Below are 15,068 nucleotides of genomic sequence, written 5' to 3'. Positions count from 1 at the left end.
TCTAATACTGGGGGCTGGTCAGTCGGATTCGCGACGATCGGAAATCCAAAGCCAGCAATGGAGCTAGGGAAATGGCTCGCTGGAGGTGGGATAAGCCAGTTATTGAGGCTAATGTCGAATTCTGGCGAGAGCAGCTTCAACTGACACTGGACATTGCCAGCTAACCGCCGTGCGTATATGCACTGTGAGAGCCTCTTTCACAACGGCTCTTAAAGAATCTCTCCGACAAGGGATAACGGTTAGCCACGCTGTGAAGCGTTGCGAAGCTGGGTTAGTATGACATTTCACTTCATTGAGGGAATATCATGACTAAACAAGAATTGTTTTTATGGGGTGTTCAGACAATGGTGTTGAGCAACAACGGCAATGTAATGAGGAGTGATCCCGAAGGCAAGAAAGCGCATATTTATAGCGCGACAGGAATCTACAGCATTGTGCAGGACGCCATTTATGCTAGCGAAAGAATTCCTGAGAAAATGTCAGCAGAGGATGCCATTCATGATTTCTGCTTTTACATGCTAGAAAATCTTCGGCGTGATAATAAATGCCCTCATTGGTTCACAAGAATGTAGAAATAAGCCGCCTCCGGGCGGTTTTTTATTGCCACATGAATCGTGTCGTTTGTGTGGTAAAGATTATAGTGGCTTCACGCCAGTTTTCTTCGTTAAGAATTTTCTCTATGCAGTGTGTGGCGTAAAGGTCATCTGGTGGAGTGAAAGACATATATTCACTTTCGCTGGTTAACTTGAAGTCATGTATAGCTGCAATTGCTATGCGTCCTTCACTATCGATGTTACGGAAGCAAGAAATTCTCGCCTCATAAAATTCATCTGGCAAACCTTCTAACATGCAACCGGTGGCCCACTGCAAAAGCTGTTCATCTGAATACTCTGGCTCAGCGGTCAGCGCCGTCTGCTGCTTGCTTATGAGCCGCTTGAATGTGTTGAGAAAGGAAAACATACCACCTCCTTGGTTTTGCCAAAGTTAACATAGTATTGCCATCACCATGTGCAGTCTCGTCGTAATGGCAAGATCCACACATGCGGATAAAGAGGCTCTCAATGTCCGACATCTACCGCATCACAGTAACCACTAAATCCGGTGAAACGCATGAAGGCCTGATGAACAGGTCACAGCCTTAAATCGTCAACGGCTTCATTGGTGTAGAAAAAGAAGATGGCGATGGGTATATCTAGCTCCTGATGACGTGCTTAAGATGGAGTATGTTCCGATTCATCCGGACTGACTACTACTGAGGCATCCTCAGAGTTGCTGGCTTGGCTATAACTCTCATCGAGAAGAGCGATAACATCCTCTATTTTATGATTAAAACCAGCAAACTTAATGGTTCTTTGCGTCATTTTACGTCCTTCCCCATGAGCGCCAACCTGTAAGGCAGTATCGTCTTTACGTATGCCCGCGTTACCTTGACCAGAAGCCTCATAAATTTCAGTTATCTCTACTGATTCAGCAATAAGAATTCTTCTTGCTATAGCGAGTTCCTGTTGAGCTTTCGCCTGAATGTCAACGATTGAATTCGCCGCATCAACTGTTTCTGCCTTCTCTTCCGGGGTAACTATTGAGCCGCCAGAGCTGTTTTTATAAAGGTCATAAATTGACTTAATTGCCAATTCAACGAGGGTCGGAGCAAAAAATAGGCCCATTATGTATATATCCTTTTTATAAAAATTCTTGATGACTTATCGGCTTTTTTAGAAAAAACATTAAAGGTTTAATATGGCGACCAAAACTAAAAATGGCCGTCCTTCTGATTATTTACCAGAGGTGGCTGCTGACATCTGTTCACTGCTTGCCGATGGCGAAAGCCTTCGCAAGGTTTGTGAGCGTCCGGGAATGCCTGATAAGGCGACCGTGTTTAGATGGCTGGCTAAACACGATGAGTTTCGCGACCAGTACGCGAAAGCCACTGAGATTCGCGCAGATGCAATTTTCGAAGAGATGTTCGACATAGCCGACAGCGTTGCAGAAGAGGCCGCAGCAGTAGGTAAAGCACGACTGCGCATCGACACTCGCAAGTGGGCATTAGCACGGATGAACCCAAAGAAGTACGGCGACAAAGTCAGTCAGGAAATCGACCACAAGTCTTCCGATGGCAGCATGACGAACAAGCCAACGACAATAAGATTGGTAGGAGTAGAGCCAACTAATGGAAAATCAGGTTGATCTCCCTATCCCCGCCAAGCTAGTTCCTGTATTTGCAACACCCGACATCCGCTATCGCGGCGCACATGGTGGTCGCGGTTCTGCAAAGACCAGAACTTTTGCCCTGATGAGTGCAGTTAAAGCATACGAAGCTGCCGAGAGCGGAAGGAGTGGTGTCATCCTCTGCGGGCGAGAGTACATGAACTCGCTCGAAGAATCCTCAATGGAGGAGGTTAAGCAGGCGATACGCTCCGTGCCATGGCTGGATGACTATTTCGAAATCGGCGAGAAGTATATCCGAACCAAAAATCGCCGAGTAAGTTACGTATTCTGTGGTCTGCGCCATAATCTCGACAGCATAAAATCCAAAGCGCGCATTTTAGTTGCCTGGGTTGATGAAGCCGAATCCGTATCATCTACCGCCTGGAAGAAACTTCGCCCAACGGTGCGCGAAAAAGGCTCTGAAATCTGGGTTACATGGAACCCTGAGAAGGACGGCAGCGCAACCGACAAGATGTTCAGGAAGAACCCGCCAAAAAGCTCAATGATTGTTGAGATGAATTATGGCGATAACCCATGGTTCCCTGATGTTCTTGAAGAAGAGCGCCTTGAGGATTTAGCTAACCTCGATTACGCCGATTATGCGTGGATCTGGGAGGGCGCTTACCTTGAGAACTCCGACAAGCAGGTGCTTGCCAACCGCTATGTGGTGCAGGACTTCGCATCAGACTTGTGGCAAAAGGCTGAAAGGCTGCTGTTCGGCGCTGACTTCGGCTTTGCTAAAGACCCAAGCACGCTGCTGCGCATGTTCATCCTCGATAATTGTCTCTACATAGAGCATGAGGCCTACGGAACTGGCGTAGAGCTTGATGACATGTGGAAGTTTTACGCTGGCAAAGATGAGGCCAAGCCAAAGCAGCTTGAAGAGTGGAAGGTTACGGATGATGCAAAATATCCCGGTGTCCCTCAGTCTCGCAAATGGCCCATTAAGGCTGATAACTCTCGACCAGAAACGATTAGCCATATCAAAAATCAGGGCTTCAACATCTCAGCTGCGCAAAAGTGGCAGGGAAGTGTTGAGGACGGCATTACTTGCCTGCGTGGCTTCAAGAAAATAGTTATCCATTCTCGCTGCAAAGAAACAGCCAAAGAGGCTCGTCTTTATTCCTACAAAATAGACCGTGTCACTGGTGAAGTGCTTCCGGTCATTGAGGATAAGCATAACCACTGCTGGGATGCGGCACGTTATGGCCTTGATGGCTACATCAAGCACAAACAGACCGGCGCGATCTTCTTCTAAGGAGCTCATCAGTGAGTGAACAAAGCAACGAGGTCACATTCCTCGTTAATGCCCTTGCTGATGCTATGGGCCGACAGCGCATGCTGTATGCTGGTCGTCAGGGCAACACCAAACGAACGAAGCTGTACGAAGAGTTTGGTTATCCGAACGAACTGGATTTTGACCGCTACTACCGCGCCTACGAGCGCAACCCTGTGGCATATGCTGCCGTGCACAAGCTTCTGGATTCGTGCTGGGTAGATAAACCGACCATCATTGATGGTGATGAAAACAAGGAATCTACCACCACGACGCCATGGGAGACTGCTGCGACCAAGCTCCTGGCGCGACACTGGCCGAAGATTAAAGACGCTGACCGACGCAATCTTGTCGGTAAATACTCCGCACTGCTGATTCAATTCCGCGATGGGCGTGAGTGGAAAGAGCCTGTAGACAGCGCTGTCATTAAGCGGTTAGGCGATCGGGCGGTTGTTAAGCTCATCCCTGCATGGGAATCGCAGATAAAGCTTGGCAACTTTGATACCGACACTATGTCGGAAACCTACGGTGATCCGGTTAATTATCAATTCAACGAACAACCTGTTGGCGACGATGGAACATACGGGCCAGTTCGCAACGTTACAGTGCATCCGGACCGCGTCATTATCCTGTGCGAAGGCTCTGAGGATGAGAACATGCTTTCCGGCGTTCCTTTTCTTCGCGCCGGCTACAACAAGCTCCTGGACCTTGAGAAGATATCAGGCGGCAGCGCTGAGGGCTTCCTTAAGAACGCCAGCCGGCAGCTTGGCATTGCATTTGACGCTCAGACCGACATGGTGACAATCGCTGCTCAGGCAAAAGAAGCAGGTTACGCCAACATCGGCGAGGCCATGAACGACAAAATCGCCAGGATGAATCGCGGCACTGATGCGGCGCTGGTTATGCAGGCCGGAACACCATCGGTTCTGTCTGTTGCAGCGGCTGACCCATCACCGTCATGGATGGTTGCCGCCAACGAATTCTCATCATCAATTCAATGCCCGTTCACCATTCTTTTTGGGCAGCAAACCGGCCGCCTGGCATCTGACGAAGATAAAACGGACTGGGCCAAACGCTGCAATGGTCGCCGCTGGGGATTCATGACAGCGGTGATTAAAGCGATTCTGGAGCGGTTCTGGATTCTTGGTGTGATTGATGCGCCTCGGTCGGGTGAAGTTTCGCTGGCATGGTCTGACCTACTCGCACCGAGCGAGAAAGAGAAAATTGCCAACATGCAGGCACTGGCGGACGTGGCGCAGAAAACGCAGGCTGCTTATGGCACGCCGGCCATTGAGCAGAACGAGATTCGCGCTGCAGGTGAGCTTGAACCGATTGCTGAAACCGAGCCGCCTCCAGTCGTACCACCCGGAGACCCGCTAAGTGATAACGCAGAAGTTAATCCGGACGCCGGTAATTCCCCGCAACAAAGCTGACCCGACACAGTCAGCCCGCCCCGTTAATCGAATGTTTCGCGACATTGAAGGGCGTTACTACCGCATTAAGGTGGCGCTGAAGCAGCTATTCGATGAGAAACTTACGGGGCGAGAGCGAGCCAGTAATCAGCAATCTCACGCAGTGCACGGCAATATCATCTATCAGGTGAATGCTGGCGCGTACATCTACGACATGACAGCAACGCAACTGGCTGACCTGCTGCAGCGTATGCAGATCATCCTGGATTACGCGTTAATGGAAGGTGGAAGCGACAACCTGTGGGCGCTGAGATATGTCTCTGACGAGTAAGAGCGCGGCACACATCAGGCATTCACAAATCTTTCAGTGCAATCGCCGATATACGAGCAGCAGACAACACTGGCGCAACTGCTGAGCAGCCCGGCATATCAGAATCAGGTGGCGGCAGCCTACGTATCAACGTACAGCGACTGGCTGCTTGAATCTGACCGTGCTCGCGGTGATCTGGGTAACGTGATTTCAGATGCAATTGGTCGCGGCATAAACCCGCGAGAAACGGCTCGGATAATTAGTCAGCGGCTGGATGTGTCTATGGCTCGCGCCAAGAACATGGCACAGACGGAGCAAGTTGGCGCGCTTCGAAAAGCGCAGTGGCAGGAAACGGATTGGGCACGAGAAAGGTTAGGGCTGAACACTGCAGTACTCTGGCTCTCTGCGCTGAAGCCGACAACACGATCGTGGCACGCAGCCAGGCATGGCAGGACCTACACCACTGAAGAGGTTGAAGCTTTCTATGCCGACAATGGCAACCGCTATCACTGCTACTGTAGCCAAATACCGGTCATTCTTGATGATAGTGGCAAGGTAGTTAATACGGGCTTGGTTGATAGGCTTATTCAAGAACGTAAAGAATGGTTAAAGTAGATTCTTATATTGCCGATGATAATGGAAATTTTACATCGGAGGTAAGAATGCAGTCATCCAAAGTTAAAAAGATAAGTTTTGATTGGAAAGAATTGAGCAAAAGCGATGCTTTTTCTGTTTTCAGAGTAAGCTGTAAGGTGACAACTGCTGAAGGATTAGAAATAGAAGGCTCTGATTTTTATCAGTGGAATAAAGCTTTTATGCTGGACTTTCAAGGCCAGCAAAATGCAGAAAATAACGCTCTAAACAACGCGATAGATCGAGTTAAACAGACCCTAAACTTTGAGATAACAGCATACTAGCTTCTCAAGAAGGCCGCATTAGCGGCCTTTTTAATGCCTCCAATATACCTATGAGGACACAGCATGAAACGCAATCGCGTTAACGTGCTGTCCGTTGTCAACTCAGCGTCAAACATCTCAACCGAAATCATCAACGGTAGTCGTGACGGAAGAAGGTGAGACGATTGACGGGGAATCACTGGAGGGTGTGGTGATGCTTGGCGTGGTGACGCACGAAATCCTGTCGGTGTATGAGGCTGACTGGATGCCGGTTTGAAGCGGTCGGAGATTCGGCTTATGATGAATCGCTGAAACGGCCAAAAACTCAGGGTGAAATTTTATTTAGTACAGGGGTTAGTACATAAAATTTTATCCGGATAAAATAATTAACCGTAAGTCATTGGTGGTAAAAGAAAATCGATATCAAGCAACTCATCTATCTCTGCAATCTCGAACGCGAACGCCATTTTGGTCGTGCCGCCGAAGCCAGCTTTGTCAGCCAGCCAACCTTATCGATGCGGTTAAAAAACCTGGAGCGTGAACTGGGCCTGTCGCTGATCAACCGCAGTAACAACTTTGCCGGTTTCACGCCGGAGGGCGACAGGGTGCTGGCATGGGCACGGGAAATCGTTTCGGTTTATCAGGGGCTGAAGCTGGAGGTCGAGTCGTTAAAACACGGCGTGAACGGTACGCTTCGCCTCGGTGTGGTCCCGCAGTGCAGCGTTTCGTTGGCAGAGCTGTTAAAAGCGGTGCAGGCTCGCTATCCGCAGCTGGATTACCGCATTGCCGTGTTAAGTGCCGATCAACTGCTGGACGCGCTGAACAGCCACACGGTTGATGTCGGCATTGGCTTTTTTGAAATGGCGACGCTGCGGGAACTGCATTTTCAGGCATCGCTGCTGGCGGATAGCGGCGTTGAGGCGGTTTTTCATCCCGCCCATTTCCCCCCGTTATGCGCCCATGAAACGCTTGACCTGCCAACGCTGGCGCAGCAGCCGCTGTGTCTGGGGGAGCCAACCCGTTATTTTCGCCGCTATCTGGATATGACGTTTCGCGATGCTGCGCTGGTGCCGCGCGTGGTGGTTGAAAGCGCCTCTGTCATGCAGCTGTTGCAGTGTACCCAGGTCGGTCTGGGTGTTCTGATCTCGCCACGGGGCCATTTGCTGCCTGAATCCTTACACGGCCTGGAAAAGCGCACTATTTCGATGCCAAAAATGGCGCGTCAGGCCGCGCTGGTGATCGCCGAGCCTGGCCGGGCCACGCCGCTCGCACAGCATTTTTATGACGAAGCGCGAAGCTATCTTGCCAGCTAGCTGGCTTCACCGCAGGCATAAAACAAACGGCTGTTCCAGTTGGCCAGCGCGATAGCCTGTATCACGCTGAACTGCCTGGCATGCGACCAGCCAGCTTGCGCCAGCGGTTGCAGATCGAGCGCACTGACGCGCTCTGGCTGGCGGGTGAGCTGAGCGGTTAGTGTAATGAGAGCCTGCTGCTCACTGTCGGTTTTCGCCTCGTCCGCCTGACTCATTCGCTTCTCTGCATCTGCAGCATGCTGCCAGATCCAGCGGCTGCCCAGTATCCGGGCGGCGGTCGCCTCCACGCTTGCGCTTGCGCCATCTTGCAGCTGTTGACGCAGGGCAAACCAGCTTTGCAGCAGCGCAGGCGCGTGAGCCAGCAGCCAGACTGTATCTTTAAGCACCGGCGCATGCTGACACGCGGCGACAGCGGCATGTTGCGCCTCGCTGGCATAGCGCGGCTCCAGCGGCGTCAGCACAGGCTGCCACGCGCAGGGCTGGGCAAACGTCGCCACATCGGCGTCAGGAGCCGGTGACATACCCGGCATCCAGCGCACCGGCCGTTCCAGCAGAGCATGAATCCCGGCGATGACGCGCGCCTGATAGCAGACAAAGCCCACTACATGGTTAAGTGTGACGATATCGGCTTCGCTCAGCCCTACCGCATGCAGCGCGCGGATGCTCTCCGCCGTAATTAATGCGGGCTGCATCGCCAGCAGGCGGGCATATTGCGTAATTTGCGTCAGGCGATTGTTGCTTTCACGAGAGGAATCAGGACCCGGCAGGGGATTGAGGCGGGCGGAATAGTGGTTACACAGGCGTTGAATGCCTGCCACCTGAGCCACCGTCAAGGCGGTGCTTAGCCGGTCATACAGCGTAAGCGTATGGGTCAGTGTGGTTTCAATCTGGTCGGGAAACAGATGGTCAACAACGTGATGGGCGATCTGTATGGCGGGCTGGTCTGCCTGAAGTAAAGGCTGAATAACGGAAGCGTCCTGTGCTAACCCCAGCAAAAACCGGTCATCGACATGGGCGGCTTCTGGAAAAAGCGGGGCAGCCTGTACGCTGCGCGGACTGGTCTGACTTTCATAAAACCAGTGGTCCTGGCCGGGATAGCGGCGTTGTTGCATCATCAGTCCTTTTGCAAAATCTGATGCGGCGCATGCGGTGATTCAGTCGCAGGCCGCAGGGCTGACTTATCGTCGCCCACGGGCAGGTCAGGGCAAAAGACCAATCGGTGATAATTAATAGCGATAAGGAATAACGCGGGGATCGGGCAGGGGGCGCGCAGGGCGAGCAACGCTCGCCCGTGAGGAAACTTATTTCAGTTCCAGTTCATTCATCGCAGCGATGCTGAAACCGCCGTCAACGTGAACGATTTCACCGGTGATCCCACCCGCAAGGTCGGAACACAGGAAGGCCGCAGAGTTACCTACGTCTTCAATGGTGACGGTACGACGAATCGGGGTGACCGCTTCACAGTGGGCCAGCATCTTACGGAAATCTTTGATGCCCGATGCCGCCAGGGTACGAATTGGACCCGCAGACACGGCGTTAACACGCACGCCTTCAGGACCCATCGCGTTCGCCATGTAACGGACGTTTGCTTCAAGGGACGCTTTCGCCAGGCCCATTACGTTGTAGTTAGGGATAGCGCGCTCTGCACCCAGGTAAGACAGCGTCAGCAGGGCGGAGTTAGGGTTCAGCATCGCACGGCACTCTTTTGCCATTGCAACAAAGCTGTAGGCGCTGATGTCATGTGCGATTTTGAAACCTTCGCGGGTTACGGCATTGACGTAATCGCCATCCAGCTGGTCGCCAGGGGCGAAGCCAATGGAGTGCACGAAACCGTCAAATTTCGGCCAGGTTTTTGCCAGCTCAACGAACAGGGATTTGATGCTTTCATCTTCTGCAACATCACATGGCAGCACAATGTCAGAACCCAAATCTTTGGCAAACTCTTCCACACGACCTTTCAGTTTGTCGTTTTGGTAGGTGAAAGCCAGTTCTGCGCCCTGTTTGCGCATCGCCTGTGCAATACCGTAGGCGATGGAAAGTTTACTGGCAACACCAGTAATCAGAATGCGCTTACCGGAAAGAAAACCCATAGCTGTAATCCTTATGGTCATGGTAGTTGGCGGTCGCGTTGTTTAAATAATAGACGACCGACGTTAATCGACGTGCGGATTCTAGCACGTCTGCTTGAAATCAGGAAAACCGCTCAGCGTTTTCCACAATATGCCGCAAAATCAACGCTCACGCCGCCAGGCTTCGGCGGTCAGCGCCTCGCCAAAATGGCTGTTGATCAGGCGTTTGGTCATCTCGTGCAGCGGCGAGGCGAGCACGTCTGCCGTTCCGCCGCGTTCCACCACTTCACCGTGATGCATGACGAGTACTTTATCGCTGATGTGCTTCATCATGCCAAGATGCTGGGTCACATAAATATAAGCAATGCCGTGTTTTTCCTGGAGTTCCAGCATCAGATTGACCAGTTGAGAGCGCATGGTCATATCCAGAGAGGCCAGCGCCTCGTCGGCCACAATCACTTTGGGCTGCAGGATCAAGGCCCGTGCCAGCCCAAGGCGCTGCTTTTGGCCCGGTGCCAGCATGTGGGGATAGTAACCCGCGTGATCGCGCAGCAATCCCACCTGACGCAGCGTTGCAATGATGCGTTTTTCCCGTTCCTCAGCATCCAGCCCGGTATTCAGGCGCAGCGGCAGATCCAGAATCTGGCTCACGCGCTGGCGCGGGTTGAGCGACGTTGACGGATCCTGAAAAATCATGCGAATGCGTTGGCTACGATAGCCGTAATCACCAAAGCTGAGCGGATGATCGTCAATGATGATCTCCCCGTCGCTGGGGGCAACGGTGCCGCTAAGCATTTTCGCCAGGGTCGATTTACCCGATCCGTTCTCGCCGATAATCGCCAGGGTCTGCTTTTCACGCAGCGTAAAGCTGACGGATTTAACGGCTTCAACGTGCTGGCGGCGAAACAGGCCGGTGCGGTAGCGAAAGGTTTTGCTGAGATTGCGGACTTCCAGCAACGTTTCCATGTTATTGGCCCTCAACGTTAAGCGGGAAGTGGCAGGCGTACAGGTGCGAGCGGGTGCCCGTCAGCCGCGGCGTTTCAATGCACTTACGCTGCGCGTAGGGACAGCGTGGTCCCAGGCGACAGCCAATCGGCAGGCTCTCCAGCGACGGAATCGCGCCGGATAAGGTGTTCAGCCGGCTTTTGTGCGGCAGCGGACGACCAAAATCAGGCATGGCGCGAATCAAAGCCTGAGTATAGGGATGATGCGGGGTCGTCATCAGGTCTTCGCTTTGCGCCGTTTCGACCGTCTGGCCGCAGTACATGACGTTAATGCGGTCAGCCCACTGGCTCATCGTGCGCAGATCGTGGCTGATCAATAAAATGGTGGTGTTATTGTTCTGGTTAAGACGGCTCAGCAGGCGGAATATCTGCGCCTGGGTTGTAGGCTCCATCGCATTCGTTGGCTCATCCGCAATCAGCAGGCGGGGCTGATTCGCCAGCGCGATGGCGATCATAACTTTCTGGCACTCGCCCTCGGTTAACTCATAGGGAAAGCTGCGCATGATGTCTTTATGATCCTTAATGCCCACCCGATGCAGCAGTTCAATCGCCCGGGTTTTACGCCAGAACCAAAAACGCTTCATCCACGGGCCTTTATAGGTCCAGCGCGGAATCGCCTGCATCAGCTGACGCCCGACACTTTCAGAGGGATCGAGACAGGATTGCGGCTCCTGAAAAATCATCGATACGTTATGACCCACGATGCGGCGGCGCTCACGGGCAGACAGACGCAGCAGATCAACGTCATCAAAGACCATGCGGTCTGCGGTAACGCGCCAGTTGTCGTTAGTCACGCCGCAAATCGCCTTGGCCACCAGGCTCTTGCCCGAACCGGACTCCCCGACCAGACCGCGAATTTCGCCTTCACTGAGGGACAAATTAACGCGATCGACCGCTTTAACCGGCCCGTCCGCGGTTATAAATTCAATCGTCAGATTACGAATATCCAGTAACGGCATTATTCCACTCCCGCCTCGACGGCCCGACGAATGCCATCACCGAGCAGGTTAACCACTAATACGCTTAGCATCAGCGCCGCACCGGGCAACATCACGGTCCAGGGGGCCACGTAGACCAGCTCCAGGGAATCGCCCAGCATCGCGCCCCATTCCGGAGAGGGCAACTGCGCGCCAAGGTCGAGAAATCCCAGGGCGGCAATATCAAGAATGGCCATGGAGAGCGCACGCGTAATTTCGCTGATCAGCATCGGTAACACGTTAGGGAGAATCGCATGCCACATAATATTAATGCTGGTCGCCCCATCGAGACGCGCCGCCACCACATACTCTTTTTCCAGTTCATCATGAACGGCGCTGTAAATTTCCCGCACCAGCCGTGGCATGAGCGCCAGCCAGACCGCCAGCAACGCATGTTCAAGGCGTGGGCCGAGAAAGGCCACCACGATGATGGCCAGCAGGAGAGAAGGAATTGACAGTAACGTGTCCAGCACGTGATTCAGCACGGCAGAGCGCACGCCGTGCGTCATGCCCGCCACGATACCAAGTACCAGTGCCCAGAAAGTGGCAAACAGCGTAACGACAATGGCTGAACCTACTGTCGGGGCCACGCCATTGAGCAGACGGCTGAGTAAATCACGCCCTAAATCGTCTGTTCCAAGGAAGAACGACACTTCACCGTAGCGCGACCAGGAGGGCGGTAACAGCTGGTAGCCCAAAAACTGCTGGTCGATGGGATAAGGTGCCAGAAAATGCCCAAACAGACAGAGCAGCAGCAGTGCGCCAAAGCCGTACAGGCCTATCATCGCAGGCATGTCGCTATAAAAATGGTGCCAGCTCTGACGAAATGCGCTCGGCAGGCGTTTTTCGGCGTAGATGTTATCGTAGGGCATACCATTCCTTATGTTTCAGCGGATTCAGCGCCGCACCGACAATGTCAGAGAGCACATTCACCACAATCACCACGCCGCCGGTCACCATCACACCGGCCGATATCGCCGCATAATCCTGCTGGCGGATAGCGTTAATCAGCCAGCGCCCCAGACCGGGCCAGTTGAAGACCATTTCCGTGATCATCGCCAGCGTTAACATGCTGGAAAACTGCAGACCCAGGCGAGGAATGACGGGCGGAAGGGCATTATGCAGAACGTGGCGGCGAATCACGGTAAAACGGGATAACCCACGGGTGGCGGCCGCCTTCACATAGCTTTTATCCACGACATCAATGGTGCTGATGCGCAATAAACGCACGATCTCGGTCGTTGGCGCCATGGCCAGAACGGTCACCGGCAAAATCAGATGCATCAGCACGCTAATCATCATTTCATGCCGCCACGGCGAGGGGCTGAGCCAGGCATCGATCAAGGCAAAGCCGGTAATGTTCTGGACCGGATAGAGCAAATCGTAGCGGCCGGAAACCGGCAGCCAGCCCAGCGTCAACGAAAAAAACAGCGTAAATAGCAGGGCAAGCCAGAACACAGGAATCGAGAACCCTAACAGGGCGAGAGCGCTGATCAGTTTATCCTGCCATTTATGCCGCATCGCACCGGCGCAAATGCCCAGCGGAATCCCGACGATCAGCGCTAAGCTAAAGGCCATCAGGCACAGCTCCATCGTAGCGGGAAACACCTCACGCAGCTGTACGCCAATTTCCTGGCCATTGGTGCTGGAAACCCCAAAGTCCAGCTGCAGCATGCCTTTAAACCAGAACCACCAGGCATCGAACAGCGATGCGCCTTCCAGGGGCGCGTTAGGGGTGAAATAGCTCAGGCTGAAACTCACCAGCGAAAGAAAAAACAAGGTAATCACCAGCAATACCAGGCGACGCAGGATATAGATGACCACTTAACGTTCCTCTCGCTCATCACGATACACGCCGGCAAATGACGCATTGCCAAACGGACTCAAAACCAGACCTTTAATATCATGCCGATAGGCTTGCAGACGCAAAGATGAAGCCAGCGGCAGAACGGGCAGCTCGCGCGCCAGAATCTGCTGGGCTTTATCATAATTTTCAATACGCCCCGACAGCTGCTGTGACAACAGGGCATTTTTCAGCGTGTCGTCAAACGTGGGTGAACACCAGTGAGCATAGTTGGTCTGCGAACTGATGGCGGCGCAGCTGAGCAGCGGACGAAAGAAGCTGTCGGGATCGTTACTGTCAGTTGCCCAGCCCGCCAGCGTCAGATCGTGGTTCATTGCCATCAGCTGTGCCTCCTGAAAACGCCCCTCAACCGGCACGATGGTGACCTGTACGCCAATTTGCGCAAGATCAGCCTGGATAAGCTCTGCCGTTTTCAGCGGTGCAGGGTTCCAGGACTGCGAGGCCGCGGGCACGACCAGGCGCAGATGAAGATCGTGGACGCCAGCGGCTTCCAGCGCTTCTTTGGCCTTTTTGGGATCGTAAGGGGTAATGCTGGCATCGGTATCGTAAGCCCAGGACGCGCGAGGCAGTATGGATGCAGCCGTCTCGGCAGTGCCGTAATAGATAGATTCCATCAGACGCTCATTATTCATCGCCAGCGCCAGTGCGTGACGGACTTCCGGCCTGTCGAGCGGCGGTTTTCGGGTATTAAATGCTAAATAGGCGATGTTCATCCCGGGCCGCAGCGTCATGCGCAGTCGGGGATCGTCACGCAGAATGGATATTTGGCTGGCGGCAGGATAGGCGAGCACGTCGCATTCGCCCGTAAGCAGCTTCGATAAACGGCCTGTTCCGCCGGCTCCGAGGTCGATAACCACCTGCTGCAGGCGCGGCACGCCTTTCCAGTAATGCGGGTTACGCGCCAGACGAATATATTGCCCGCTGCGGTATTCGCTCAACTGGAAAGGACCGGTGCCGACAGGTAAACGATCCAGCTCTTCCTGGCGGCCCACTTTATCCAGGCTGTCAGCATACTCTTTCGACAAAACGGGCGCGTAGTGCGTCGCCAGGTGCCAGAGAAAAGAGGCGTCCGGACTATTCAGACGGAATTCGACGGTATCGTTATCGATTTTTTTAATGCTCTGAACGGAATCGGCGAACTGCAGGCTGTCGAAATAGGGGTAATAGCCACCGTTGACGTTATGCCAGGGATGTTTGCGATCGAACATGCGGGCAAAGCTGAATACCACGTCATCCGCATTCATGGCGCGGGTGGGTTTAAAGGTTGCGGTGTGCTGGAACTGCACCCCATGACGCAGGTGAAAACGGTAGGTGGCACCGTTATCACGCACGTCCCAACTGGCAGCCAGATCGGACTGCAACCGGTAGGTATAAGGATCCACATCTAACAGGCGGTCGTACAGCTGCGCAGCCAGCGTATCCACCGTTAAACCACTGCTGGCCATCTGCGGATTGAAGGTATTCAGCGTGCCGTTAACGCAATAGACGAATCCGCTTTGACGGATATCACCCGCCAGCGTCGGCGCAGACCACACAGGCGCGCTCAACACGCTGAGACTCAGTAACAGCGAAGGAATTAGTTTTAACATAGAACTCAACGATTCTCAGGCATTAGGCAGAGTGTATCGCAAAGCGGGCCTGGCCCCAAATACGCATCAGCGATTGCCAGCTCTTTGCGCGCGCACCAGCGTAAAAGTGGGATTGGCTGGTGCCGATCGCGATCAGTTTTTACCCAGGCAGAA

General features: G+C 53.4%; 17 protein-coding genes and 2 pseudogenes. 10 read left to right on the top strand and 9 right to left on the bottom strand.

Annotated elements, in window-relative coordinates; translation table 11 throughout:
- The first annotated feature begins 14 nt into the window (after window positions 1-14).
- Complete coding sequence (locus EL29_RS23530; RefSeq protein ID WP_327203930.1) at window positions 15-164, top strand: hypothetical protein; 150 nt, start codon at window positions 15-17, stop codon at window positions 162-164.
- Between the two features lie 141 nt (window positions 165-305).
- Window positions 306-572 (top strand): hypothetical protein, encoded by a 267-nt coding sequence (locus tag EL29_RS07875; protein WP_028715198.1) that lies wholly within the window; start codon window positions 306-308, stop codon window positions 570-572.
- 25 nt (window positions 573-597) lie between these two features.
- On the opposite strand, the gene EL29_RS07870 is transcribed toward EL29_RS07875, so the two are convergent.
- Complete coding sequence (locus tag EL29_RS07870) at window positions 598-960, bottom strand: hypothetical protein (protein WP_050442525.1); 363 nt, start codon at window positions 958-960, stop codon at window positions 598-600.
- A 101-nt stretch (window positions 961-1,061) separates the two neighbouring features.
- Here EL29_RS07870 and EL29_RS23065 point away from each other — a divergent pair.
- Window positions 1,062-1,246, top strand: a pseudogene (locus EL29_RS23065) (hypothetical protein).
- Here EL29_RS23065 and EL29_RS07865 read toward each other — a convergent pair.
- Window positions 1,212-1,664, bottom strand: a complete 453-nt coding sequence (locus tag EL29_RS07865) for a hypothetical protein (protein ID WP_028715196.1) — start codon at window positions 1,662-1,664, stop codon at window positions 1,212-1,214. The pseudogene EL29_RS23065 and the gene EL29_RS07865 sit on opposite strands and share 35 nt — an antisense overlap.
- A gap of 73 nt (window positions 1,665-1,737) precedes the next feature.
- On the opposite strand from EL29_RS07865, the gene EL29_RS07860 reads away from it, so the two are divergent.
- The 7 genes and pseudogenes from EL29_RS07860 to EL29_RS07830 all read left to right on the top strand — a co-directional run bounded on the left by EL29_RS07860 (window position 1,738) and on the right by EL29_RS07830 (window position 7,412).
- Entirely contained in the window at window positions 1,738-2,184 is a 447-nt protein-coding gene (locus EL29_RS07860) for a terminase small subunit-like protein (RefSeq protein WP_028715195.1), read from the top strand.
- Window positions 2,168-3,463 carry a PBSX family phage terminase large subunit gene (locus EL29_RS07855; protein WP_028715194.1) on the top strand — a complete coding sequence of 432 codons (1,296 nt, stop codon included), beginning with the start codon at window positions 2,168-2,170 and terminating at the stop codon, window positions 3,461-3,463. Before EL29_RS07860 ends, EL29_RS07855 begins: the two co-directional genes overlap by 17 nt.
- 11 nt (window positions 3,464-3,474) lie before the next feature.
- Complete coding sequence (locus EL29_RS07850) at window positions 3,475-4,914, top strand: DUF1073 domain-containing protein (RefSeq protein WP_028715193.1); 1,440 nt, start codon at window positions 3,475-3,477, stop codon at window positions 4,912-4,914.
- Between the two features lie 31 nt (window positions 4,915-4,945).
- Window positions 4,946-5,818, top strand: a pseudogene (locus EL29_RS07845) (phage minor head protein).
- Window positions 5,806-6,120 carry a hypothetical protein gene (locus tag EL29_RS07840; protein WP_028715192.1) on the top strand — a complete coding sequence of 105 codons (315 nt, stop codon included), beginning with the start codon at window positions 5,806-5,808 and terminating at the stop codon, window positions 6,118-6,120. The pseudogene EL29_RS07845 and the gene EL29_RS07840 overlap by 13 nt, the downstream one beginning before the upstream one ends.
- A 94-nt stretch (window positions 6,121-6,214) precedes the next feature.
- Window positions 6,215-6,376 carry a hypothetical protein gene (locus EL29_RS07835; RefSeq protein ID WP_235193305.1) on the top strand — a complete coding sequence of 54 codons (162 nt, stop codon included), beginning with the start codon at window positions 6,215-6,217 and terminating at the stop codon, window positions 6,374-6,376.
- A 139-nt stretch (window positions 6,377-6,515) separates the two neighbouring features.
- A complete protein-coding gene (locus EL29_RS07830) occupies window positions 6,516-7,412 on the top strand; it encodes a LysR family transcriptional regulator (protein ID WP_033788604.1) in 897 nt (298 codons plus the stop codon).
- On the opposite strand, the gene EL29_RS07825 is transcribed toward EL29_RS07830, so the two are convergent.
- The 7 genes from EL29_RS07825 to sapA form a co-directional block, all read right to left on the bottom strand.
- Window positions 7,409-8,524, bottom strand: a complete 1,116-nt coding sequence (locus EL29_RS07825) for a carboxymuconolactone decarboxylase family protein (protein WP_028715191.1) — start codon at window positions 8,522-8,524, stop codon at window positions 7,409-7,411. The two genes, EL29_RS07830 and EL29_RS07825, sit on opposite strands and share 4 nt — an antisense overlap.
- A gap of 189 nt (window positions 8,525-8,713) precedes the next feature.
- Window positions 8,714-9,502 (bottom strand): enoyl-ACP reductase FabI, encoded by a 789-nt coding sequence (fabI, locus tag EL29_RS07820; RefSeq protein WP_014605755.1) that lies wholly within the window; start codon window positions 9,500-9,502, stop codon window positions 8,714-8,716.
- Window positions 9,503-9,643: 141 nt separating this feature from the next.
- On the bottom strand, window positions 9,644-10,447 hold the full coding sequence (gene sapF, locus EL29_RS07815) for a putrescine export ABC transporter ATP-binding protein SapF (protein ID WP_014605756.1): 804 nt from the start codon (window positions 10,445-10,447) through the stop codon (window positions 9,644-9,646).
- Between the two features lies 1 nt (window position 10,448).
- Window positions 10,449-11,444: a putrescine export ABC transporter ATP-binding protein SapD gene (sapD, locus tag EL29_RS07810; protein ID WP_028715190.1), complete on the bottom strand. Its 996-nt coding sequence runs from the start codon at window positions 11,442-11,444 to the stop codon at window positions 10,449-10,451.
- Complete coding sequence (sapC, locus tag EL29_RS07805) at window positions 11,444-12,334, bottom strand: putrescine export ABC transporter permease SapC (protein ID WP_013025909.1); 891 nt, start codon at window positions 12,332-12,334, stop codon at window positions 11,444-11,446. Before sapC ends, sapD begins: the two co-directional genes overlap by 1 nt.
- The gene (gene sapB / locus EL29_RS07800; protein ID WP_014605757.1) at window positions 12,321-13,286 is read right to left on the bottom strand and encodes a putrescine export ABC transporter permease SapB; all 966 of its coding nucleotides are present in this window, start codon (window positions 13,284-13,286) and stop codon (window positions 12,321-12,323) included. The genes sapC and sapB overlap by 14 nt, the downstream gene beginning before the upstream one ends.
- Complete coding sequence (gene sapA / locus EL29_RS07795) at window positions 13,287-14,915, bottom strand: ABC transporter substrate-binding protein SapA (RefSeq protein ID WP_014593795.1); 1,629 nt, start codon at window positions 14,913-14,915, stop codon at window positions 13,287-13,289.
- Window positions 14,916-15,068: the final 153 nt, after the last annotated feature.

This window comes from Pantoea ananatis LMG 2665, assembly GCF_000710035.2.
GTDB classification, from domain to species: domain Bacteria; phylum Pseudomonadota; class Gammaproteobacteria; order Enterobacterales; family Enterobacteriaceae; genus Pantoea; species Pantoea ananatis.
This window is presented reverse-complemented; position numbering and strand designations above follow the sequence as displayed.